General features: G+C 36.1%; 19 protein-coding genes and 1 tRNA gene. 9 read left to right on the top strand and 11 right to left on the bottom strand.

Going from position 1 to position 23539, the window contains the following annotated elements; genetic code table 11:
* Positions 1–8: 8 nt before the first annotated feature.
* From VOI54_RS02310 to VOI54_RS02300, 3 genes are read right to left on the bottom strand one after another with little or no spacing between them, the layout of a single operon-like run.
* Positions 9–638, bottom strand: coding sequence for a response regulator (locus VOI54_RS02310; RefSeq protein WP_326281115.1), 630 nt, complete (start codon positions 636–638; stop codon positions 9–11).
* The gene (locus VOI54_RS02305) at positions 635–2560 is read right to left on the bottom strand and encodes a tetratricopeptide repeat-containing sensor histidine kinase (protein WP_326281114.1); all 1926 of its coding nucleotides are present in this window, start codon (positions 2558–2560) and stop codon (positions 635–637) included. The genes VOI54_RS02310 and VOI54_RS02305 overlap by 4 nt, the downstream gene beginning before the upstream one ends.
* Positions 2561–2612: 52 nt before the next feature.
* Positions 2613–3461 (bottom strand): hypothetical protein, encoded by an 849-nt coding sequence (locus tag VOI54_RS02300; protein WP_326281113.1) that lies wholly within the window; start codon positions 3459–3461, stop codon positions 2613–2615.
* A 123-nt stretch (positions 3462–3584) separates the two neighbouring features.
* Here VOI54_RS02300 and VOI54_RS02295 point away from each other — a divergent pair, with 123 nt between their 5' ends.
* Positions 3585–4154 (top strand): hypothetical protein, encoded by a 570-nt coding sequence (locus tag VOI54_RS02295; protein WP_326281112.1) that lies wholly within the window; start codon positions 3585–3587, stop codon positions 4152–4154.
* 19 nt (positions 4155–4173) lie between these two features.
* Here VOI54_RS02295 and VOI54_RS02290 read toward each other — a convergent pair whose 3' ends face one another.
* The 4 genes from VOI54_RS02290 to polA form a co-directional block, all read right to left on the bottom strand.
* Positions 4174–4530 (bottom strand): nuclear transport factor 2 family protein, encoded by a 357-nt coding sequence (locus VOI54_RS02290; protein WP_326281111.1) that lies wholly within the window; start codon positions 4528–4530, stop codon positions 4174–4176.
* Between the two features lie 94 nt (positions 4531–4624).
* Positions 4625–4990, bottom strand: a complete 366-nt coding sequence (locus VOI54_RS02285; protein WP_326281110.1) for an endonuclease domain-containing protein — start codon at positions 4988–4990, stop codon at positions 4625–4627.
* A gap of 301 nt (positions 4991–5291) precedes the next feature.
* Positions 5292–6056, bottom strand: a complete 765-nt coding sequence (locus tag VOI54_RS02280) for a 3-keto-disaccharide hydrolase (protein WP_326281109.1) — start codon at positions 6054–6056, stop codon at positions 5292–5294.
* 34 nt (positions 6057–6090) lie between these two features.
* On the bottom strand, positions 6091–8943 hold the full coding sequence (polA, locus tag VOI54_RS02275; RefSeq protein ID WP_326281108.1) for a DNA polymerase I: 2853 nt from the start codon (positions 8941–8943) through the stop codon (positions 6091–6093).
* Between the two features lie 189 nt (positions 8944–9132).
* Between polA and VOI54_RS02270 the strand changes: the two genes are divergently transcribed.
* The 3 genes from VOI54_RS02270 to VOI54_RS02260 all read left to right on the top strand — a co-directional run bounded on the left by VOI54_RS02270 (position 9133) and on the right by VOI54_RS02260 (position 11619).
* Positions 9133–9855 (top strand): copper homeostasis protein CutC, encoded by a 723-nt coding sequence (locus VOI54_RS02270; protein WP_326281107.1) that lies wholly within the window; start codon positions 9133–9135, stop codon positions 9853–9855.
* Positions 9856–9942: 87 nt separating this feature from the next.
* Complete coding sequence (locus VOI54_RS02265; RefSeq protein ID WP_326281106.1) at positions 9943–11175, top strand: metallophosphoesterase; 1233 nt, start codon at positions 9943–9945, stop codon at positions 11173–11175.
* A 147-nt stretch (positions 11176–11322) separates the two neighbouring features.
* Positions 11323–11619 (top strand): thioredoxin family protein, encoded by a 297-nt coding sequence (locus VOI54_RS02260; RefSeq protein WP_326281105.1) that lies wholly within the window; start codon positions 11323–11325, stop codon positions 11617–11619.
* A gap of 2 nt (positions 11620–11621) precedes the next feature.
* On the opposite strand, the gene VOI54_RS02255 is transcribed toward VOI54_RS02260, so the two are convergent.
* Together VOI54_RS02255 and VOI54_RS02250 are read right to left on the bottom strand one after the other, a co-directional pair.
* Positions 11622–12290 (bottom strand): polysaccharide deacetylase family protein, encoded by a 669-nt coding sequence (locus VOI54_RS02255; RefSeq protein ID WP_326281104.1) that lies wholly within the window; start codon positions 12288–12290, stop codon positions 11622–11624.
* Between the two features lie 13 nt (positions 12291–12303).
* Complete coding sequence (locus tag VOI54_RS02250; protein WP_326281103.1) at positions 12304–15618, bottom strand: glycosyltransferase family 117 protein; 3315 nt, start codon at positions 15616–15618, stop codon at positions 12304–12306.
* Positions 15619–15768: 150 nt separating this feature from the next.
* Here VOI54_RS02250 and VOI54_RS02245 point away from each other — a divergent pair.
* A tRNA-Gln gene (locus VOI54_RS02245) sits at positions 15769–15841 on the top strand.
* A gap of 140 nt (positions 15842–15981) precedes the next feature.
* Here VOI54_RS02245 and VOI54_RS02240 read toward each other — a convergent pair.
* Entirely contained in the window at positions 15982–16806 is an 825-nt protein-coding gene (locus VOI54_RS02240; protein ID WP_326281102.1) for a universal stress protein, read from the bottom strand.
* Between the two features lie 138 nt (positions 16807–16944).
* Between VOI54_RS02240 and rimP the strand changes: the two genes are divergently transcribed.
* From rimP to infB, 3 genes are all read left to right on the top strand, one after another.
* Positions 16945–17406, top strand: a complete 462-nt coding sequence (gene rimP / locus VOI54_RS02235; RefSeq protein ID WP_326281101.1) for a ribosome assembly cofactor RimP — start codon at positions 16945–16947, stop codon at positions 17404–17406.
* A gap of 12 nt (positions 17407–17418) precedes the next feature.
* The gene (gene nusA, locus VOI54_RS02230; protein ID WP_326281100.1) at positions 17419–18651 is read left to right on the top strand and encodes a transcription termination factor NusA; all 1233 of its coding nucleotides are present in this window, start codon (positions 17419–17421) and stop codon (positions 18649–18651) included.
* Positions 18652–18731: 80 nt separating this feature from the next.
* Positions 18732–21533: a translation initiation factor IF-2 gene (gene infB, locus VOI54_RS02225; protein ID WP_326281099.1), complete on the top strand. Its 2802-nt coding sequence runs from the start codon at positions 18732–18734 to the stop codon at positions 21531–21533.
* Positions 21534–21612: 79 nt separating this feature from the next.
* Here infB and VOI54_RS02220 read toward each other — a convergent pair whose 3' ends face one another.
* Positions 21613–22011, bottom strand: coding sequence for an SPOR domain-containing protein (locus VOI54_RS02220; protein WP_326281098.1), 399 nt, complete (start codon positions 22009–22011; stop codon positions 21613–21615).
* 214 nt (positions 22012–22225) lie between these two features.
* On the opposite strand from VOI54_RS02220, the gene VOI54_RS02215 reads away from it, so the two are divergent.
* Entirely contained in the window at positions 22226–23518 is a 1293-nt protein-coding gene (locus VOI54_RS02215; protein ID WP_326281097.1) for a c-type cytochrome, read from the top strand.
* The last annotated feature ends 21 nt before the right edge of the window (positions 23519–23539 follow it).

The raw sequence follows: 23539 nt of genomic DNA, 5'->3' as shown, positions 1-23539 counted from the left end.
TCATAAACTTAAGATAAGTTTTGAATGGCATAGTTAACCAGGCCGGCATTGGTTTTGATTCCTAATTTTTTATGGATGTTCTTACGGTGAGTATCTATAGTGAATTTGCTTAATTTTAGTGCTTTAGCCATTTCCATGGAGGTTCGCCCTTTTGCAAGTAGAGTTAGAATTTCCTTTTCACGCCGGGTAAGCTGGGCTTTATGGTCCATACGCTTTTTATTGAACCAATCTTTTATATCCTGAGGTAGGTTTTTGCTAAAAAAATAATCGCCTTTAATTATAGTGTGAATTGCATTAATCAACTCTGTTTTGTCAATATTTTTAGTAATATATCCTTTTGCACCAGCATCTAACATTTCAATAACATCCGGAGTTTGATCATACATGCTTAAGGCCAGAACCTTGATGTTAGGATAAGTTTTGGTAAGTGTTTTTGTGAGTACAACACCATCCATAACCGGCATTCGTATGTCTGTAATGATAATGTCTGGTCTTAGATTTTTTTCCAGTAATTGCAATGCTTTTAATCCATTGACTGCTTCGGCAATGATATCCATGCCCATCTCCTTTAATAAGATAGATTTAATACCATCAATAAATAGTTGATGATTGTCTACAATAAGAATTTTTATGGTCACAATGGAATATTTAAAATTACTGTTGTTCCGCTTCCTTCTGAAGAGTCAATAACCAGTTCAGCATTGATTTTATCCACACGCCTTTCTATATTGATTAGCCCCGTACCGATGCGTTTCTGTTTCATATCAAACCCTTTTCCGTTGTCTTCTACAATGATATTTAAAACATTTTCATCTTCAGAAAACTGTACTATTGCTTCAGTGGCATCGGCATGCTTAATAATATTGGTCAATAACTCTTGAATTATTCTGAACAACTGGATTTCTAAAGTATTTTCAATTCTGTTTTTAACGTCAACATTAATAACTTTGATGTCTAACTTGTTCGAATAGGAGATTTGTTTGGCTATGTTTTTTGTAGAAGGAATAAGTCCCTTGTCTATTTGCGTACCAAAATTCTTGTTTTTGGCTATGCTTCTTATTTCTGAGTAGGTTTCATTCATTAGGGATTTGAGCTTTTGATAGAAGTTTGAAAACGAATCATTTTCATCATAACTCTCTAAATAAAGTTTGAGCGTAGCTATTTTGCTGCCAAGATTATCATGAAGATCAGCAGCCATTTTATTGCGTTCTTGTTCCTGTGCATCTAAAATGGCATCAATACCTTCCAGTTCTTGTGATTTCAGTAGTTGATTGAAATTTTGTTCCTGGATAGTAAGGTTTTGTTCCATGATAATACGTTTGCGTTTGGCATTCTTTAAAATCATGGATATTCCAAAAATGGCTACTATCAAAGCTATTAGCGTTGCAAATAACAAATTTCTGTTTTGACGGCGTTTGTAATTGACTTCCAGGTTATCTGCTTTGAGTTGCAGGATTTCTTTTTCTTTTTTTTCAGTTTCATATTTAGTCTGAATATCCAGAATGGTTTTTTGGTTTTCAGCACTTAGCAAGCTGTCATTTAATTGTTTTGCTTTTTCAGCAAACTCTAATGCTTTTGGGTAATGGTTTAACCCTTTGTGACTTTTAGATAGGTATTCGTATATAGAGCTTAGTTGCTTGCCTTTAATTAAAGGTTCAGCTTCACTTAAAAGGATAACAGCTTTGTTATAATCTTTCTTTTTTAAGTAAATATAACCTAGGTTACTTTTAGTAATCCCTATACCGGAACGCAGATTTAGACTGGTTTTTAACGCAAGGGCCTGTAACAGGTATGCTTCAGATTTTTTAATATCACTGTTTAAATAAATATTACCCAGGTTGTTATAAATAATTGAAAGAGATCTATTGTCATTTACTGATTTTGCTATAGTTTCAGCATCATGATAATAATCAACAGCCTTTAAGGTGTCTCCTTTTTTAAAATATTGTGTTGCCAGGTTAGGAAGTGTAATGAGTTGAAATTGCGTTAAATTATTTTTGTTGAATACAGTAAGTGCTTTTTCACTGTATTCAATAGCCTTATCAAAGTTGTCTAACTCAGCAAAGGCACTTGAAATATTGCTATAACATTTTGCTGCATTAAGGGCGTCATTATTATGTTCAAAAAAAGAAGCACTTTCTGTTAGAATTTTTATGGTATTTTCATAATTACCTTTACGTAACTCAATAGCCCCTAAACTAATATTTATTATAGCAGCACGTTTTTCTGCTTTGATTTTTTTTAAAAGGGTTTTTGCCTCGCTAAAATAAAACGAAGCAGAATCTAAATTTGCTGTAAAAAAATGAAACCGACCAAGTTGATTACTGGTTTCTGCTAATAAAGAATCATTCTTATGAAACTTTAAAGCCTTATAGGCAAAAACTTTTGCTTTGTTTAAATCAATTCTTTCATAGGCATTGGCTAACAGCAAATTTAGCTTTGCCTTTTCAAGAGGTGTAGTGATTTCCTTAAGCTTGGTAGTTAAACTATCTATCTGGTTACTTTGTCCAAAGGCAAAACAACATGAGAATAGTACTATGAAAAGCAAATTATTTTTCAAGATAGTTTAAAGAATTTATCTTAAAGATACATAATAATGAGTTATACAAGTTTTAATTTTTACACGTAGCACAACAACCGCATGAGCTCTTAATTTCACTTTCAAGTTTTCGGGAGTATGACCTGATTTCATTCAAAAAAGCTTTTGTATTGGCAGAATTATAAATACGACGTTTAAGGTCTGTAAGGTAGGTATTGCTTAAGCAATTTGAAGCTTCAATGTGCTCAAGAGCATACCCTATAGTAGTGTTCATCCATTCCCAACCATAACCTTCATAAGCACCTAATTCCAAACCATACACAAGTTTTCCAAGGCCGAATAGGGTATGGCAATTAACGGGCTTAGAGCCCATTGATCTGGCGCCTTCTTCAAAAACATAATATACTTTATGCTTTGCAAAATTAAATACGAAGGCTGTTAAAGGAGTGTTCTTCTTCTTGTTGTAAACAAAGGTATAGGTATGAGATCTATGTCCCGGATACCAGTCATGTACACCAGATGATGCTGCTGTTGTGCTTACCTGTGTTATATTGGAATTGTAGGTGTAATTAGGGTAACTATCAATACTTCTAACATTATTTGCGGCATAAACGTTAGCAATTGACCACTTATAGCCACATGCTGTTCTACAGTTCCGGCAGGTTATGGTTATAGTAAATTGTTCTCCATTTTGTAGCTGTGATATGTTTTTATTGAATTTCCAGCTAATATCATATGTACCAACACAATTGGTTCTGTACGTTCGGTTAAAGGCTATGCTACCGCCATACTGATCTGCTCTGACAGTGGCATTAAATTCGGTTGATCGTTTTTGAACAATATCCTTAAGCCCGATGTTTTGAGAAGATATACTTGCTGTAAATAGGGTGATGAAGATGAGAGATAAAGAAATTGATTTCATGACTGTAAAGGTTTTATAACAAAGCTATTAACAGTTTTTAGAGCATCAAATACCTATAATTAGGTATTTGATTGATTGAGAAGGTGTTATAATTTTACTTAAAATGTTAATACCTTAATAGTTATGAAGCCTTATAGTGTTTTTGTATGGTTATTATTTTTGGGACTGAGTTTTGGTTGTGAAGATTTGGAAGAACTGTTTGAAGAAGAGTTTGAAGTACAGTCTACTTTTATAACCGAATTAGAAGTTGATGTTCCTCATGCCAGTTCATCTGATGAAACAGTGAGCTTTGAATCAAACATGGGGTTTTGGGATTTTGCACAAGATCCTAATATTGTTGATTTTCTTGGTGATCCGGATGAGATAACAAAAATTGAAATCAATAGTATACGTTATTTTTTTAAAAATGTTGAAGGCAACCCTGATGCTATGGTAGAGGGGCAAATAACGTTCTCCACAGGTCAATCGGTTGAATCTTATGATACGGCAGTAACTAACCTGGCACAGGCAGATTTTAATAATACCGTATTCACTATAGAAGAGGATTTTTCCAAAGTTAATAATGCTATTTCCAAGTTCAGATCAATTGGCTTTGTGTATCATGGTACTGTTTCTGATAATCCCGTAAGCTTTATAACAGATGTTTCTATTACGGTTACGGTGACCATAAAACCGGATATAGATAATCTCTAGAAATAAAAGCCGAATTGTCTTAAAGGTTATTTAATTGTTTATCTTCTCTAATATTACCAATATGATAATGGGCTATTATTTTTTCTATGAGATTGTTTTTGCTATAATGCCATTCACTGACATTCAATTTAAAATCTTCTTTAATAGCTGAATAATGAACACAGGCTTTATTATCCTCAGAAATCATGTCATGGATAACAAATGTATGACCTAAAAATTGATCTTTATTGTCCTTTATTAAATTGAGATAGGTGCTTTTTCCGTTAATTGTGCCGTAGGGGCTTGTATGTGAAAAGTTTTTAGAAACGGGAATATTTTCAAAATCACCACGTTCCCAGACTTCAAACCATTTGTTTACTAATTGTTCAATTGTCATAATTAAAAGTGTTTTTATGTTCTTTAAGGGAGATAATTCTTTCCAAATATCCCCTCGAGGGGATTATAGGGGTGTTTTTATAGGATACCTAAAACTATTCACTCAGTTCTTTCACAGTTTCTTTAATGACTAACAAGACACTAAACATATTCTTTTTAATCTCATGGTTTGAAAACCTCAGAAATTTAACACCATACTTTTCTAGTTCTCCTTGTCTTTTTGCATCATAAAGAAAACTGTGGTCATGACTACTTCCGTCAACTTCAATAGCCAAACCAATTTCATGACAATAAAAATCAACAATATAGTTTAGCATGGGAACTTGTCTGTGAAACTGTACACCAAAGGCACGTTTTTTTATGTTCTGCCATAGTAGTACTTCTGGTAATGTGCTGTTTTTTCTTAATTGTCTGGCAAGTTGCTTCAGACTTGGGTCATATGGGATTATTTTGTTTCTCATTTTTTTATACCCTTAGATAACACCCCTAAAGTCCCCTCAAGGGGACAACCCAACTGATTTACCTTTGTAAATATCCCCTAGAGGGGATTATAGAGGTGTCATGTTTTAAGCTAAGGTATTTAAATAAAACATAAATCTAAAACACTGAATAATCTTCCTGTTGAAGATATAAATGAAGAGAACGGAGAACACTTTTTATGGTTTCCAATTCTGGTTTATAAATGTCAAAAACCAATTCATTACGGGTCTGCAATAGCACAGATTGAAATTTGAAAATTAGAGCTATTTATTAGTTGTATTATTATAGTTTTCTAATTCTAATATTTTTGTACCACACTTTTGCACCATGATCTTGAAGTGCAATTGCCCCTTTTTTATACGTGTTCCAATCAGGGTATTTTCCAGAAGCCCATTTGCTTTTTTTGTATCGTTCCTTGTAGTCATTGCTATTTTCATCAAACTCAATAATTTTTATTCCATTGAGCCAATTCTCAACATGTCCTTTGTTATAAATTATTTTTGATGAATTCCATTCCATAATGGGGTTAAGTTTTTTAGCATCAGATGCTGCATAAATTCCATAATGTGCGCCAGTCAGCCTATCTGGGATTTGTACTTTTGCATTTTTATCATCTCTTATCTGATATTCTGGCCCTGTAGCATAGGCGTGACTATATTCCGGTTTTTCAATGACATGATACATTATTCCGCTATTTCCCCCTTCAGATATTTTCCATTCTAGTTCAAGTTCAAAATTCTCAAACATCTTTATGGTGATTAAAGAACCTCCATATTCACCACTGCCTTCACCATGCCCTTTACCATCACATTTTATTGCGCCTTCTTCTACACTCCAAATAGGGCCAATGCTGTCTGCGTTAAACCGTTTCCATCCTTTTAGGGATTTCCCGTCAAATAATGAAATCCATCTTGAGTCAACAGTAGTACTTTGTTCAATAGGAGCATTTGTGTTTTTCTCTTTACAGCCTAAAAAAGATAATGCTACAATTGTTAAAAAACTGCCTAAAAAATGTAATGCATATTTACTACAGGTAACTTTTTCCATTTATAATAAATTTATAATTGTTTTATTAAAATATTTAATGTGCTTCCAGCCAATTATCACCAATATCTAAATCAACATCCAAAGGCACGTCCAGCTTGTACGCATTTTCCATTTCGGTTTTTACCAGAGCTTTAATGGTTTCCAATTCTGGTTTATATGTGTCAAATACCAGTTCATCATGTACCTGTAATAACATTTTGGTTTTAAAGTTGCCTTCATTTAGCTTTTGATGAATGTTGATCATGGCTATTTTAATAATATCTGCGGCACTTCCCTGAATAGGTGCATTTACAGCATTTCGTTCTGCAGCCCCGCGCACTACAGCATTTCTGGAATTGATATCCTTTAAATAGCGTCGGCGTCCCAAAACGGTTTGAACATAGCCATGGTCTCTGGCAAAATCAACCTGGTCGCTAATATAATTCCGCAGTTTGGGATATGTGGCATAATAGGTGTCTATTAATGCTTTAGATTCTGCTCTGGATAAGTTGGTTTGATTACTTAATCCAAAGGCCGAAACCCCATAAATAATACCAAAGTTCACAGTTTTGGCATTGCTTCGTTGCTCGCGGGTGACTTCTTCAATAGGGACATTAAATACTTTAGACGCTGTAGAGGCATGAATATCTTCACCGTTTTTAAATGCCGATATCATAGTCTCTTCTTTACTTAAAGCTGCAATAATACGAAGCTCTATTTGTGAGTAATCGGCAGCTAATAAGGTGTAGTCTTCATGTCTTGGAATAAAGGCCTTACGCACTTGTCGTCCACGTTCTGTTCTGATGGGGATATTCTGTAAATTTGGATTGTTACTGCTTAAACGCCCGGTAGCTGCAACAGTTTGCATGTAATCCGTATGAACACGACCGGTAGTATCTTCTACCTGGACTGGTAAAGCGTCAACATAGGTGCTCTTTAGTTTTGATAGTCCTCTAAAATCTAATATATTTTGAATGATCTCATGGTCTTTGGCTAAATAGCTTAATACATCTTCGGCAGTGGAGTATTGCCCTGATTTTGTTTTTTTAGGTTTATCTACCAACTTTAGTTTTTCAAACAAAATAACTCCCAGTTGTTTTGGAGATGCAATATTAAATTCTTCACCGGCCTCAGTGTAAATTTTACTTTCCAAAGTTTTGATGTCCCGGTCTAATTCTTCGGATAGGCTATTTAAAAACGCTTTGTCTAAGTTTATCCCTTCTAATTCCATGGCCGCCAAAACACGTAGCAACGGAATCTCAATTTCGTCAAATAACTTTTGGGTGCTGGCCTGATTTAATTCGTTTTGAAAATGTGCTTTGAGCTGCAGGGTAATGTCTGCGTCTTCAACGGCATATTCGGTTTGCTTATCTAAGGGTACCTCACGCATCGACAATTGGTTTTTTCCTTTTTTGCCAATAAGCGTTTCAATAGATATAGGGGTATAGTTTAAATACGTTTCGGCTAACACATCCATATTATGGCGCATGTCCGGATTGATAAGATAGTGCGCCAACATGGTGTCAAATAATTTGCCTTTTACTTCAATATTGTATTTGGCTAAAACTTTAATGTCGTATTTTAAATTCTGACCTGTTTTTTCTATGTGTTCATTTTCAAAGAATGGACGCAATAGCTCAATTAATTCCTGAGCCTTATTTTTATCTTCCGGGAAAGGCAGATAAAACCCTTTGCCAATTTCCCAGGAAAAGGCTATACCTACCAATTCTGCAGTAATAGGATTGATACCTGTAGTTTCCGTATCAAAACATACTGAAGATTGGTTCATTAGGTTTTTAATGAACAATTTTGTGGCCATACCAGAAGCCACGCTTTGATAAAAATGAGGTGAGGTGTCAGCTGTTTTTCTGGTATATTCTGAAACAGTTTCTGCTTCGTTGGACGGATCTGCTCCAAACAATGAAAACTGACCTGCTCCGGCAGATTTTATTTCTTTTGGAGTGGCTTTAATATCTTTTTGTTCTGTTGTACCCGAGGTTTCAGGAGTGCTGTCTGTTGTGCTTTCGGTAGCAAATGTTTTTAAGAAATTATCAGTTAGTCGTCTGAATTCTAATTCCTGAAATATATCTTTAACTTTTTCAATATCAGGATGATCTAATTCAAAGTCTTTGGCATTAAATTCTACCGGAACATCCAGCATAATGGTCGCCAGCTTTTTTGAAAGCAACCCGAGCTCTCCATTGGCTTCAACTTTTTCCTTCATCTTGCCTTTTAGCTGATCTGTATTGGCCAACAGGCCTTCCATGCTTCCAAATTGAGCCAAAAACTTTTTAGCGGTTTTTTCTCCAACACCCGGAAGTCCCGGAATGTTGTCACTGGAATCTCCCATCATACCTAAAAAGTCTATGACTTGTAAAGGATCTTCTATCTCAAATTTTTTCTGAACCTCAGGAATGCCCCAGGTTTCATAGCCTCCGCCAAATACGGGGCGGTACATAAATATGTTTTCAGTAACTAATTGCGCAAAATCTTTATCAGGGGTTACCATATAGGTTTTATAACCTTCTTTTTCTGCCTGACGTGAAAGTGTGCCAATAACATCATCAGCTTCATAGCCTTCCTTTACCATAATGGGGATGTGCATCGCCTTCAAAATGTTATAAATATGAGGAACAGCTGTTTTAATACCTTCGGGGGTTTCGTCTCTATTGGCTTTGTAGGCTTCATACATTTCAACGCGGTCTGCACTTCCGCCCTTATCAAAACAAACGGCTAAATGATCGGGGCGTTCACGTTTAATAACATCCAATAAAGAGTTCATAAAGCCCATTATGGCTGAAGTGTCTTCTCCTTTAGAATTGATCCTGGGGTTTTTTATAAAAGCATAATAACCGCGAAAAATAAGGGCATAAGCATCAACTAAAAAAAGGCGTTTTTGATCAGGCATTGTATCAAAATGGTGTTATAATGAATTTAAACATCTTAAATAGAGTACTATTGAGAGGTTAACATGGTCTGTTGACTTAAAAACACTCCCTGATTGCACCCTATACAAGACAAAGAAATCAAAGCTACAAAACTATTTTTGATTTTTTGATTTATAATTCAGAATTTGGTAGTCTAAAATACTATACTTATGCTTCTTGAAGTTTGTGCTAACTCTTACCAATCAGCTATCAATGCGCAGGAAGCTGGGGCTCATCGAATTGAATTATGTTCTGAACTGGCTGTTGGTGGCATAACACCATCATACGGGTTGATAAAACAGGTTGTTAAAGCTTTGTCTATTCCTGTATATGTATTAATTAGACCTAAAAGTGGGCGTTTTACCTATACTAAAGAAGATATTGCTATTATAAAGCAAGATATTGAAATGTGTAAACGCTTAGGTTGCAAAGGTATAGTGTCCGGAATTTTAAATGCCGATAATAGTGTTGATGTTGAACAAACCAAAATATTGGTAGAACTTTCAAAACCCTTAGATTTTACTTTCCATCGTGCTTTTGATTGGGTGCCAAACCCTAAAGAAGCTTTGCAGCAATTAATTGAAATTGGTGTTAATCGCGTATTAACTTCTGGTCAGCAAACTTCAGCTGAAAAAGGGATGGCACTACTTTCAGAATTACATGCATTGTCTAAAGGAGCTATTGAGATACTTCCCGGTGGAGGTATTAACTCTGGTAATGCAGCGTTGTTCAAACAGGCTGGTTTTACTGAAATCCATGTTTCAGCTACTACCATAGAGGTAATGGATGAACAGCCTAAAGTTCCTATGAATAGTATCAGGTTTTTTGATGATGCAGTGACATGCTATTCTGATAAGCGTATTATCAAAGATATATTGAAGGCCGTTGAGTGATTAGGATTAAAATCTTAACTATAAGTTAAATAAATCTGGTTTTTTTTAACTGTAACTTAGATTACCATTATATTTGATAAAAAGACTATGCTACGCTGGATTATTTTTATAATTATCTTCGGAATAATTGATATTTATGCTTACCAGGCTTTTAAGACAGTTTCTAGAAATCTATGGTTAAATATCATATATTGGGTGTTGTCACTTTTAGTTATTGGTAATTTTGTATTTCGGATATTTAACTTAAACAGAGGTGATTTTGGTAATGCCCAGGCTTATGCTTTTGGGTTCTTTATTGCATTGTTAGTACCCAAAATGATACTATTGGGTGTTATGTTTGCAGAAGATATCTTTAGGGTGCCTCAGGCTATTTTCAGATATTTTACTGAAGGCAGTGCTGCCAAAGGAAATTATTTACCTTCCAGGCGAGGCTTTATCTCTAAAATAGCCTTAGGGTTGGCAGCGGTTCCTTTTGCCTCGATTCTTTACGGTATTTACAAAGGAAAATACAACTATAAAGTTTTAAGATATACCCTTCATTTTGAAGACTTACCGGAAGCTTTTGACGGTTATAAGCTAACACAAATCAGTGATATTCACTCGGGAAGTTTTGATAATATGGATAAGGTGAAATATGCAGTAAACCTGATTAACGAGCAGGAAAGTGATGTGATATTGTTTACCGGAGATATTGTAAATAATAAAGCGGAAGAATTAGTGCCTTATAAGGAGGTGTTTGGTAAACTACGAGCCAAAGACGGATTGTATTCTGTTTTAGGAAATCATGACTATGGGGATTATGTAAAGTGGGAATCAGAAGATGTTAAACGCAAAAATTTAGAAGACCTGAAGCTTTTACAAAAAGACATTGGGTTTGACCTGCTATTGAATGAAAATCGTTTCCTGGAAAGGGATGGCGAACGCATTGCTTTGGTTGGTGTGGAAAATTGGGGCGCCGGTGGATTTAAGAAAGCGGGAGATTTGAAGAAAGCGTCCGCACATGTGCAAAAAGATGATTTTAAAATATTAATGAGTCATGACCCGTCCCATTGGGAAAAGGAGGTTATTCATGATGATTATCATTATCACCTGACTTTAAGCGGGCATACCCACGGGATGCAGTTTGGAATTGAGATTCCGGGTTGGTTTAAATGGAGTCCTGTGAAATGGCGTTATAAATATTGGGCCGGAATTTATAAAGAACTAGGGCAGTATATTAATGTAAACAGGGGTTTTGGATATTTAGCATTTCCCGGTCGTGTAGGGATTTGGCCTGAGATTACGGTCATAGAGCTTAAAAAAGGGAGCTTAAATGCTTAATCATTATTTAATGTTGCACTTGAACAGAAATTGCTTATTTTTATAATAATACTTGAGGTATGTATTTGATATCCTATGGTAATTGTAGGTAATATGAAAAAAATACGTAGGTTTGTAAAAGTGTATTTGACTAATAAACAATAAAGTATGTCGAAATTCGGGGAACTTATAGATGTCGAAATTCCTGTTTTGTTAGATTTTTATACAGAATGGAATGACCAGTCAGAGCCTATGCATCTTGTTTTAAGAGATGTTGCTGCGGCACTTGGAGACAAGGCTAAAGTGATAAAAATTGACGTTGATAAAAATCAGGAACTTGCTGATGCTTTGCGGGTAAAAAGCTTACCTACGCTTATTATTTATAAGGATGGCGAAATGAAATGGCGGCAAAGCGGTGAGCAGGATGCCAATACGCTTATAGGTATAGTTCAGGAATATCTTTAAACTTAGGTGTACAGAGCTTTAAAAGTATAGCCTTTGTTACTAAAATACTCCAAAATCTTTGGAAGCGCATATTGCATGTTTTTTGACGCTTTAACACTATCATGAAATACTACAATACTGCCGCTATATGCTTTCTCAATTACATTATTTAAGCAGGTCTCTTCATCAACCTTAGTATCCCAGTCAAAAGACAACACATCCCACATGATTATTTTGTAACCCAACGCTATAAGTTTTTTACCTTGCTTTGGGGTTATTTGTCCGTATGGCGGACGAAATAAGCTTGTCGCTAAAGTTTGGTGGCTGATGGCTGATGAATCAGGAAGCCGGGACTTTAGAGCATATTCACACAGTTCAATATTCTTTAAATAATCTTTGGTTTTTGTTTTCCAGCCTTTGATATGGTTTTGAGTATGGTTACCTATAGCATGTCCGTTATTTAAAATATTCTGAAAAATATCCGGATGCTTTTCAATATTCTTACCGATACAGAAAAAAGTAGCTTTGGCCTTATAAGCTTCTAAAACATTTAAAGTCCAGTTGGTGATTTCCGGGGTTGGGCCGTCATCAAAGGTTAAATAAATAACGTTCTCAGTAGTAGCAATGTCCCAAATATAATTTGGGAACATTTTTTTTACAACTACAGGTGTTTTTACAGGTGTTAAGGTCATGCCTTAATCCGAATTAATTCGTGCTGTCATGCTCTAATGGAGCACCATTGCTATCCGTTGGAATATCAAGATCTGTCCGTTCTGATTCCAAAGAGTCCTCTTCGCCATAAAAATGTTTAAAGGACCTTAGGAAGTTGTTGAATATATCACCCTCAGATTGAGCAAATTCAATGTCATATCTTAACAAGACATCTACTAGGGCTTTGTAACGCTGAATGTCAGTATAAATATCTTCAAATAAACGCTCTTGCTTCTGGATTTCAAGTGAACTGTAATAGAACAGGTTTTCCTGATATTTTTGAGCTACATCTTTAAATAATTGCTGTGTTTTTTCCTTATTTCCGGCTTCGTAGTAAATACCGATATAAGGCTCTAAAAGGGTGTAATAACCAAAGTATTCCACCGGCATATTTTCCATAGCTATATCTGCTATTTCTTCAGCTTTATCCAATTTATCTTCATTGAGTAACTGTTCGGCCAGGCGTGCTAAATTGCCCCTGTAGGTAATGGAGTTTTTGCGGGTTTCTACATCATGGTAAATATCGGGGCTACCGCTATTTCCCCAATCCCATTTTTTAACTTTTTCATACATTAAATCGGCATCAACGCGTCCCATATCAAAAGGGTTAGCTTTATTAACAGGTGTTTTAATAGGAACTAATTTGTAACACATACCATCTAATTGTAGGTAATCCTTCATCCAGATATAGTCATCATCACCAAAGCTTCCTCCCGTAAAATAAATTGGGCGTTTCCATTCGTTATTAGCTACTATATCCAGCATTAACAACCTGTTTTTATAGAGTGCGCCACCGGTGACTTTAATGTCAATATGAGATACAATGTCATCCGCATGCTCTGGTTTTACAATTCCGGAATTTAATACATTGTTTTTGTTGACAGGAACTCGTAAATAAGGTGTCGGCATGTAAGTGGCATTGGCATCCTGATTTCTAACCTGAGATAAGTCTACACCATTTTGCTGTAAAACGTACTTATACTTTGTTTTTGGGTTATCACTGGAAACAAAGTTTAAAAATTGCTTCACATCCATAGTGTCTTTGATAACCTGCTGAATGACAATATAATCATTGGTGCCGTATTTATATAAATCATGGGTAAGCTGTGAAGGAATAGGATCACTCTCATACGCTTTGCGTTTCATTTGGTCTATATACCAATCGGTTTGAAATAAACTGGTATTGACCACTCTAACATCGGTTCTGTAGCCTTCAATTTCCTGGGCATACCAAAGGGCAAAGGTGTCATTATCGCCTATGGTGAACAGGATGGCATTTTCAGCACAGGAATCCAGATATTTTTTGGCCATGGACTGAGCGGTGTATTTACCGGACCGGTCATGGTCATCCCAGTTATTAGCTGCCAAAATACCGGGAACCAATATTAAGCAAACGATGGTAATTAAGGGGGCTGCTAATTTTTTAGGGATATATTTTTTAAGAGTATCATATATCGCATAAACCCCAAAACCTATCCATAATGCAAATACGTAAAACGATCCTACTACCGAGTAATCTCGTTCTCTGGGTTCAAAAGGACGCACATTGGTATAGACCTGAATGGCCACTCCGGTAAATAAGAAAAATACCAACATGACCCAAAACCTGTTTTTGTCTTTATTCAATAAAAATAAAAATCCAATAAGTCCTAAAATAAGCGGAAGCAAATAATAGGTGTTTCTGGCTTTATTGTTTTTAACATCACTAGGTAAATTGTCTTGAGATAAGCCTAAATGCCACTCGTCAATAGGTTTTATACCGGTTATCCAATTACCATGATTGTCATAACGCCCCTGGATATCGTCCTGTCTTCCGGCAAAATTCCACATAAAATAACGCCAGTACATATAGCCCAACTGGTACTCCAGTAAATAAGCAATATTTCTGGCCAGTGATGGTTTTTCAATATCTATATACTCTTTAAATTGTTTTAAAAAGTTATGGTAATCTTCATAATCAACATTACCACGAGCCACATCATTTTTAAAATTAGCAACCGCAGAACGCAATTCATTCTCCATCTGGTATTCCGACTTCAGTTTAAAGTTTAAATACCCGGAAAACATCATATAGTTTTCGGCATGCTCCGGGCTCCACATACGTGGAAGAAAAGAAGCATGTTTTGAGTTGTAGTTTTGCTTGGCATTTTTATAATCGTTTACAATAACATATTTTCCTTTAGCCTCATCCTTTTCATAATTGGGTTTGTCGTCTATGTACGGATTATTTTCGTCTAAATAGGCATATTGGTCTGTAAACTGGGGGCCGTAAAATAAGTGCGTTTCCGGGTACTGCTCCAGGTTGTAATAGGCTAATAGTTCTCTGGCACTGTTAGGGTTGTTTTCATTGATAACCACATTGGCATTAGCTCTAATAGGGAGCATTAGCCAGGTTGAAAAACCAATAATAACAAAAGTGATGCAAAGCATCCCGGTGTTTAAATGTATATATTGTTTTTGACGGGTATATTTTAAGGCGTAATATATTAGGGCGACCAATGAGATACCCGCGATGATTGACCCCGAATTAAAAGGAAGTCCTACGGTATTTACAAAAAAGATTTCAAAAGCACTGAATATTTTTAAAATGTTAGGTGCAAGTAGTTTAAAAACAAATAATAAAATACCAACAGAAACCACATTGGCTATGATGAAGTTTTTAATGGTAATGGTTTTGTAGTTTTTAAAGTAATACAAAAGCCCTATGGCAGGAATGGTCAGTAAGCCCATAAAATGAACCCCAAAAGAAAGCCCGATAATAAAGGCTATTAATATAAGCCAGCGGTTACCACGTGGCTTGTGCATATCCTGCTCCCAACGTAAGCCTAGCCAGAATAACACAGACATGATTAAAGTGGCCATAGCGTAAACTTCGGTTTCAACGGCATTAAACCAAAAAGAATCAGTAAATGTAAAGGCTAAACTCCCTACTAAGCCACTTCCTAAAATGGCTATGGCTTTGCTTGGGGAAAGCGCTTCGTTTTTAACCACCAGTTTATTAAGCAGTAAGGTAATGGTCCAAAACATAAACAAGATGGTAAAGGCACTGGCAACGGCACTCATCATGTTCATCATAAAACCAACTTGGGAAGGTTCAAATGCAAACATAGAGAAAAAGGCGCCCAGCATTTGAAATAGAGGTGCTCCCGGCGGATGCCCTACCTGTAATTTAGCGGAGGTTAGAATATATTCTCCCGCATCCCAAAAGCTCACTGTGGGTTCAACAGTTAAGCTGTAAGTTATAAGTGCTATTAAAAAAGAGAACCAGCCTAAAATGGTATTCCATTTTTTATAGTCAAAATGTGCCATGGATATCTGTGTTTATTTGCTTTGGCGAATTTAATAATAAATATGGTACGGCAAATGTTTTTAAGTAAACGTTAAGTTTTCAGGATTATTTTTAAAAAAATGCTTGCGAAAATAAAACTTTGTATTAAATTTGCAGCCTCAATTGCACATTGGCCTATGGTGTAACTGGCAACACGTCTGGTTTTGGTCCAGAAGAGTCTAGGTTCGAGCCCTAGTAGGCCAACGTTAATTTAACCCTAATTACGAAAGTAGTTAGGGTTTTTTGTTTTGTAAAGTAGATTGTTGGGCGAGAAGCCTGTGCTGAATTTAGCCGAAGCAACCTTAAACAAAGAACAACATTATAATTATATTGGTTAAAAAAGCCTATATCTTAAACGTAATCACTGGGCGTTTGGCATGATTAACCAGGTCTTCGCTAATGCTTCCGTTAAAAAAATGAGAGATGCCACGCCGGCCATGGGTGCTCATGCCTATTAAATCGGCGCCAATGCCTTGGGAAAAGTTCATGATGCCTTTTTCAATAGTAAGATCATTATAAATGTTTATAGTGTAATTTGAAAACCGGGATGTACTTATAAAATCGTTTATACGGGTGTTGGCACGCTCAGTGGTAATAAATTTGTTAGGTGTATTAACCAAAAGCAAATGGATTTTGGCATCCAGAATATTGGCAAATTCAATAGCCTGTTTATAGGTTTCTATACTTTCATCTTTAAAATCAGAGGCAAAAACAAAATGCTCCACCTTAAATTTTTGATGTTCTTTTTTAACCACCAGAACCGGAGTGTCAGAGGTTCTAACCACTTTTTCGGTGTTGCTTCCAATAAGCATTTCCCTGAGGCCACTGGCACCGTTTGACCCCATAATAACCAGATCAATAGCGTTCTTTTTACACACATGAAAGATCCCTTTAAAGATTTCCTGGAAATCTACAGTTTCATGGATCACCAGGCCTTGTAAATCAATTTTATCCCTTAATTCTTCAAACTGTTTATGAGCCAGTTTCATAAAAAAGACAGCTTCAGGTAAACTGCTATGCGAGTTTAAGGGGTCTACTTCCTGTAGGGGAATCTCAAGCATATGCAATAAATAGATTTCGCAATTGTGTTTTCTGGCTAATTGAGCAGCAACTTTTAAAGCGTTTTCTGCCTGATCTGAAAAATCGGTGGGAACAAGTATTTTTTTCATGGTGAATAAGGTTCTCTGGTGTACTTAAATTTATGAAATAATCCTTTAAAAATCAATAAAATGTTATATATTTGCACCGTTGAAAGGCAAAATTAAAGATTTGAGGGGACGGGAAGTCCCCTCTTTTTATACTAAAAAATGTTTAAAACCAAAGTCACAGAATTATTAGAAGGAGCTTTGAATGAAAGGCCGGATTTGTTTCTTATTGATTTTACCGTTAATAATGAGAATCATATCAAGGTTATTATTGATGGAGATCAGGGCGTTTTGGTTGAAGATTGCATGTTTGTAAGCCGGGCTATTGAGCATCATTTAGACAGAGAAGAAGAAGATTTTTCTTTAGAAGTCATGTCAGCCGGTGCCGCATCGCCATTGGTGCATCAACGTCAGTATAAAAAGAATGTCACAAGAACCCTTAAGGTGAAAACAGGTTCTGAAGAGATAGAAGGTGTGCTTGCTGAAGCCACTGATGACGCTATTACATTGCAATGGAAGGTCAGAGAGCCAAAGCCGGTAGGTAAAGGTAAAGTTACAGTAAAAAAGGAAGCACATATTCCTTATAAGGATATAGTAGAAGCAAAAGTTATGATTAAATTTTAATTTAAAAGAGATATGGAGAATGTCGCGTTAATTGAATCATTTTCAGAATTCAAAGACGATAAGCTAATTGACAGAGTAACGTTAATGGCCATTTTAGAAGACGTATTTAGAAGTGCTCTAAAGAAAAAATTCGGGGATGATGATAATTTTGATATCATTGTAAATCCGGATAAAGGCGATTTAGAGATATGGAGAAATAGAATTGTGGTTGCAGATGGAGACGTAGAGGAGCCTAACCAGGAAATTTCATTATCTGAAGCTCGTAAAATAGAACCCGATTTTGAAGTAGGTGAGGATGTGTCAGAAGAAGTGAAGTTGGTTGATTTAGGGAGACGTGCTATTTTAGCATTACGTCAAAACCTGATCTCTAAAATTCATGAACATGACAATACTATAATTTACAAGCAATTTAAAGATTTAGTAGGAGAGATCTATACGGCAGAAGTACACCATATTCGCCATAGAGCCGTGATATTATTGGATGATGAAGGCAATGAAATTGTATTGCCAAAAGACAGACAGATCCCGTCTGATTTCTTTAGAAAAGGAGATAATGTAAGAGGAGTTATTGATAGTGTGGAGCTAAAAGGAGCAAAACCAACCATAATCATGTCCAGAAGTTCCCCTGTATTTTTAGAAAAATTATTTGAACAGGAGATTCCGGAAGTTTTTGATGGCCTGATCACCATTAAAAATGTAGTGAGAATACCAGGAGAAAAAGCCAAAGTGGCTGTTGATTCATATGATGATAGAATTGACCCGGTAGGAGCCTGTGTGGGTATGAAAGGATCAAGAATTCATGGTATTGTCCGCGAATTGGGTAATGAGAACATTGATGTGATTAACTATACGAATAACTTGCAGTTATTTATCACAAGAGCTTTGAGTCCGGCAAGGGTAAGCTCTATTAAAATAGATGAAGATACTAAGCGTGCAGAAGTTATTTTAAAACCGGAAGAGGTAAGTAAAGCTATAGGTAGAGGTGGCCATAATATTAGATTAGCCGGTCAGTTAACAGGATATGAGATTGATGTGTTTAGAGAAGGAGCAGAAGAAGATGTGGAGTTAAGAGAGTTCTCAGATGAAATAGAAGGATGGATCATAGAAGAGTTTAGTAAAGCAGGGATGGATACAGCCAAAAGTGTTCTGGAACAAGATGTTAAGGATCTTGTTAAGCGAACAGATTTGGAAGAAGAAACCATACAGGATGTTATTAGAATTCTGAGAGAAGAATTTGAAGAATAGTAAATAAAAGTGCAGATTTGCATGATTATTATGCCTTGAGGAGGTATAATGTATATATTTGAGTATTTTAAAGGCAATTTATGGCTGAAACAATTAGATTAAATAAAGTATTACGCGAGCTTAATATCTCTCTGGACCGTGCTGTAGAGTTTTTAGATTCTAAAGGGGTGTCTATAGAGAAGCGTCCAACCACAAAAATTTCTGAAGAAACGTATAGGATTCTTTCAGATGAGTTTGAGACGGATGCTAATAAGAAAATGAAATCGCAGGAAGTAAGTGAGGCTAAGCTTAAAGAAAAGGAAGATTTACGTATAAAGCGTGAACAGGAATTGGAAGCTAAGCAAAAAGCTCAGGAAGCCATAGAAAAAGCCAAAGAAGAGGTTGTTAAAGCTTCAAAAACACTTTCAGGGCCTAAACAGGTTGGGAAAATTGATTTAGATCCCAAAAAGAAAATTGAAGAAAAGCCTCCTGTTGAGAAAAAAGAGGAACCGGTTAAACCGGTTGAAAAGCCTGTTAAGGAAGAGGTTATAAAGGCAAAAGCTCCAAAGATAGGATTAAAGCCGGTAGCTAAAATAGAAACAGAGCCTAAAAAGGAAGCTGTTAAAGAACCGGTTAAGGAAGTTGTTAAGGAGGAGCCTGCAAAGCCTGTAAAAGAGCAACGCACAACTACAGATGAAGATGGGAATGTGATTCCTGAAGAAAAGGTAAAGACGCAATATCAAAAGCTTACCGGGCCAAAAATTGCCGGTAATAAAATTGATTTATCGCAGTTTAATAAACCAAAGAAAAAGAAGGAAGAGAAAAAACCGGAAGCAAAACAAGGAGATGCAGCCAAGAAAAAGCGTCGCCGAATAAGTAAAGCCGGTGCTCCAAACGGAGGAGGTCAAAACAGACCAGGAGGAAGATCAGGTGCAAATGATCGTTTTAAAGGAAAAGGTAAAGCTCAAGGGCGTCGTAATATAGTAAAGGAAGAACCTAGTGAGGAAGATGTAAAAAAACAAGTGCGTGAAACACTTGAAAAACTTCAAGGGAAATCTAACAAAGGAAAAGGAGCTAAATACAGAAGAGATAAAAGAGATCAGCATAGAGAACAATCTGAGATTGATCAGCAATTAGAAGCTGCAGAAAGCAAAATCCTGAAAGTAACGGAGTTTGTTACTGCCAGTGAGGTTGCTACTATGATGAGTGTAGGAGTTACCGAAATTATATCGGCATGTATGTCTTTAGGTATGATGGTAACCATGAACCAACGTTTGGATGCAGAAACCTTATCTATTGTTGCTGAAGAGTTTGGTTATAAAGTGGAGTTTGTTACTGCTGATATAGAAGAAGCTATAGAAGAAGTAGAAGACAAGCCAGAGGATTTACAGTCTCGCGCGCCAATTGTAACCGTAATGGGGCATGTAGATCATGGTAAAACGTCGCTTTTAGATTATATCCGTAAAGAAAATGTAATTGCGGGAGAGTCCGGTGGAATTACGCAGCATATTGGAGCTTATGGTGTAGAGTTAGAAAATGGTCAGAAAATAGCATTCTTAGATACACCAGGTCACGAGGCCTTTACCGCTATGCGTGCACGTGGTGCTCAGGTTACAGATATTGCTATTATTGTAGCTGCAGCAGATGATGATATTATGCCACAAACCAAAGAGGCTATTTCGCATGCTCAGGCAGCAGGAGTGCCTATTGTTTTTGCGATTAATAAGATAGATAAGCCAGATGCTAATCCAGATAAGATTAAAGAGGGGTTAGCTCAAATGAATTTACTTGTTGAAGACTGGGGAGGAAAAATCCAATCTCATGATATTTCGGCCAAAATGGGTACTGGTGTTAAAGAACTTTTAGAAAAAGTATTGCTTGAGGCAGAGTTATTAGAGTTAAAAGCAAACCCAGATAAACCGGCAGCAGGTACGGTTGTAGAAGCGTTCTTGGATAAGGGGCGTGGCTATGTGTCAACTATTTTAGTACAGGCAGGTACTTTAAAAGTGGGGGATTATGTATTAGCGGGTCAGCACAGTGGTAAAGTAAAAGCGATGCATGACGAACGTGGAAATGATGTGATTGCGGCAGGGCCTTCAACACCTGTATCCATTTTAGGATTAGACGGTGCACCACAGGCAGGAGATAAGTTTAATGTATTTGAAGATGAGCGTGAGGCAAAACAAATTGCTGCTAAGCGTGCTCAATTACAACGTGAGCAATCCGTTAGAACACAACGTCATATTACTCTAGATGAGATTGGCCGTCGTATTGCTTTAGGTGATTTCCAGGAATTGAATATTATCCTTAAAGGGGATGTGGATGGTTCTGTGGAAGCCTTAACAGATTCATTCCAGAAGCTATCTACAGAAGAAATTCAGGTAAATATTCTGCATAAAGGTGTAGGGGCAATTACTGAAAGTGATGTGTTATTAGCTTCGGCTTCTGATGCAGTTATTGTTGGATTTAATGTGCGTCCTGTTGGAAATGCAAGAACCATTGCTGATAAGGAAGAGATAGATATCAGAACCTACTCTATTATCTATGATGCTATAAACGATCTTAAAGATGCTATGGAAGGTATGTTGTCTCCAGAGCTTAAAGAAGAAATTACCGGAACGGCAGAGATTAGAGAAATCTTTAAAGTATCAAAAATTGGAAGTATAGCCGGATGTATGGTTACCAATGGTAAAATACTGAGGAATTCCGGAATTCGATTGATTCGTGACGGTGTAGTAGTTTTCACAGGTGAATTAGCGTCGTTAAAACGATTTAAAGATGATGCTAAAGAAGTAACAAAAGGTTATGATTGTGGTATGCAAATTAAGAACTATAATGATATAAAAGAAGGTGATATCATTGAAGCATTCCATGAAGTAGAAGTTAAAAAGACACTAAAATAACTTATAGTTTTAATAGAATTATAGAAATAAAAAAGGCAACCCAATGGGTTGCCTTTTTTTTATGCAGGACTATTTTTAATTAGCGTTTTTCTTTTTTTGGTTTGAAAATAAAAGCACTGGGAAATTTGCTTTTAATTTGTTTTAAAGCACGATCTGCTTCCAATCTGGTTCTGAAATTTCCAGCCCAAATTTTAAAATTAGGTGTTTCATATTGTATAACCGGCCTCCAACTGGCAAAAGCGTTACTAAATTCTTTTTTAGCGTCATGTGCTCCGGATCTGTTTCCTGAATAAACCTGAATTTTATAACGCTCTGAATCGTTTTCGTTTTTATTCATAGTCTTTTTAAGCTCTAGCAATGTTGTTATTTTTTCATCTTGATTAATAGTCACATTACCTTGTTGAGAATAACTGTAAGTTGTTGTAAATACATAACATACAGTTACTAGAATAACGGTTTTAAAACTGGTAGATATCATTTTTTATTTATATTTATGCAAATGTATAAGTATTAAACTTAAATTCGGGTTGATTTATTATTTAGAATCTCTCTAAATTAATGGTTAACGTTTCTTTTAAATTTTGGAAACCGACTTTAAGTATTACTTTTGCGTGACATTTATAACTATGATTTTTTCATCCAATAAATGACAAAAGTCATACCAAAGTTAAGAAGTTAATTTAACCAGTAATATGAGAAAGGTGATTCACCGAAAATTAAGCAAAAACTTTCTTCGTTTAAGCTTAATTATGTTATTAGCGTTTACAACCTCGCTTTCTGCTCAGGAAGGAGATCCAGCAAAAGGAAAATCTTTATTTAATGCCAATTGTGCTGCTTGTCATCAATTAGATAAGAAAATGACAGGGCCTGCATTGCGTCATGTCGAGACTCGTTTATCTGATGAAGAAGGATTGGATAGAGACTGGCTTTATGCGTGGATTCGTAATAGTTCGGGCTTAATAAAGTCTGGAGACGCTTATGCTAACAAAGTTTACAATGAGTATAGTGGAGCTGCTATGACGGCATTTCCACAATTGTCAGATGAAGATTTAAACAATGTTTTAGCGTATACTGCTGAAGAAAAGAAAGCTCCGGCGGCTACTGCAACAGCTGTAGCAGGCGGGCAAGCTGCTGATAATTCAGGAGGCATTTCAAATGAACTTATTTTAGGGGCATTAGCTATTTTATTTGTTTTATTAGCATTAGGCTTGTACCTGGTTAATAAAACGCTGCGCCGTTTTGCTACGGCACAGAATATAGATTTTGAACTTGAAACCGGTAGAACACCGTTATGGAAAGCTTTTGTTCAAAATCAATTCTTGATGTTGGTAACAGCTATATTCTTTTTGTTGGCCAGTGCTTATTTTGTGTATGGTTATTTTATGCAGATTGATGTTAATCAGGGGTACCAACCGGTACAACCTATTCATTTTTCACATAAGGTACATGCTGGTGATAATGGTATTGATTGTAAGTACTGTCACTCTTCGGCAAGAGTTAGTAAAACTTCAGGGATTCCATCGCTTAATGTGTGTATGAACTGTCATAAATCAATTTATGAGTATAATGGAGAAACAACTCCGGAGTATTCTAAAGAATTCTATGACGGAGAAATTAAAAAATTATATGCTGCTGCAGGATGGAGTGATGAGGATCAAAAATATACAGGAGAATCTCAGCCGGTAAAATGGGTGCGTATTCATAACTTGCCGGATTTTGCATATTTCAACCATTCGCAACACGTAACAGTGGCGGGTGTTGAATGTCAAACATGTCATGGGCCTGTTGAAGAAATGGAGATTATGTATCAGCATTCACCATTAACTATGGGGTGGTGTATTAACTGTCACAGAGAAACTAATGTTAATGTGAAGGATAATGCATACTATGAGAAGATACATGAAGAACTGTCTAAAAAGTATGGTGTAGAAAATCTTACTGCTGCTCAAATGGGTGGTTTAGAATGTGGTAAGTGTCACTACTAAAACGGTGATTTTTCTTTTCCG

The sequence above is a fragment of the Alterotamlana spongicola genome (genome assembly GCF_035818475.1).
Lineage (GTDB): Bacteria > Bacteroidota > Bacteroidia > Flavobacteriales > Flavobacteriaceae > Cognatitamlana.
Note: the sequence above shows the minus strand (reverse complement) of the source record. Positions and strands in the feature narration are given on the sequence as shown.

Coding starts and splice junctions, on each gene's coding strand:
- VOI54_RS02300 (WP_326281113.1), bottom strand. CDS start 3,461: ATGAAATCAATTTCTTTATCTCTCATCTTCATCACCCTATTTACAGCA.
- VOI54_RS02295 (WP_326281112.1), top strand. CDS start 3,585: ATGAAGCCTTATAGTGTTTTTGTATGGTTATTATTTTTGGGACTGAGT.
- VOI54_RS02290 (WP_326281111.1), bottom strand. CDS start 4,530: ATGACAATTGAACAATTAGTAAACAAATGGTTTGAAGTCTGGGAACGT.
- VOI54_RS02285 (WP_326281110.1), bottom strand. CDS start 4,990: ATGAGAAACAAAATAATCCCATATGACCCAAGTCTGAAGCAACTTGCC.
- VOI54_RS02280 (WP_326281109.1), bottom strand. CDS start 6,056: ATGGAAAAAGTTACCTGTAGTAAATATGCATTACATTTTTTAGGCAGT.
- polA (WP_326281108.1), bottom strand. CDS start 8,943: ATGCCTGATCAAAAACGCCTTTTTTTAGTTGATGCTTATGCCCTTATT.
- VOI54_RS02270 (WP_326281107.1), top strand. CDS start 9,133: ATGCTTCTTGAAGTTTGTGCTAACTCTTACCAATCAGCTATCAATGCG.
- VOI54_RS02265 (WP_326281106.1), top strand. CDS start 9,943: ATGCTACGCTGGATTATTTTTATAATTATCTTCGGAATAATTGATATT.
- VOI54_RS02260 (WP_326281105.1), top strand. CDS start 11,323: ATGTCGAAATTCGGGGAACTTATAGATGTCGAAATTCCTGTTTTGTTA.
- VOI54_RS02255 (WP_326281104.1), bottom strand. CDS start 12,290: ATGACCTTAACACCTGTAAAAACACCTGTAGTTGTAAAAAAAATGTTC.
- VOI54_RS02250 (WP_326281103.1), bottom strand. CDS start 15,618: ATGGCACATTTTGACTATAAAAAATGGAATACCATTTTAGGCTGGTTC.
- VOI54_RS02240 (WP_326281102.1), bottom strand. CDS start 16,806: ATGAAAAAAATACTTGTTCCCACCGATTTTTCAGATCAGGCAGAAAAC.
- rimP (WP_326281101.1), top strand. CDS start 16,945: ATGTTTAAAACCAAAGTCACAGAATTATTAGAAGGAGCTTTGAATGAA.
- nusA (WP_326281100.1), top strand. CDS start 17,419: ATGGAGAATGTCGCGTTAATTGAATCATTTTCAGAATTCAAAGACGAT.
- infB (WP_326281099.1), top strand. CDS start 18,732: ATGGCTGAAACAATTAGATTAAATAAAGTATTACGCGAGCTTAATATC.
- VOI54_RS02220 (WP_326281098.1), bottom strand. CDS start 22,011: ATGATATCTACCAGTTTTAAAACCGTTATTCTAGTAACTGTATGTTAT.
- VOI54_RS02215 (WP_326281097.1), top strand. CDS start 22,226: ATGAGAAAGGTGATTCACCGAAAATTAAGCAAAAACTTTCTTCGTTTA.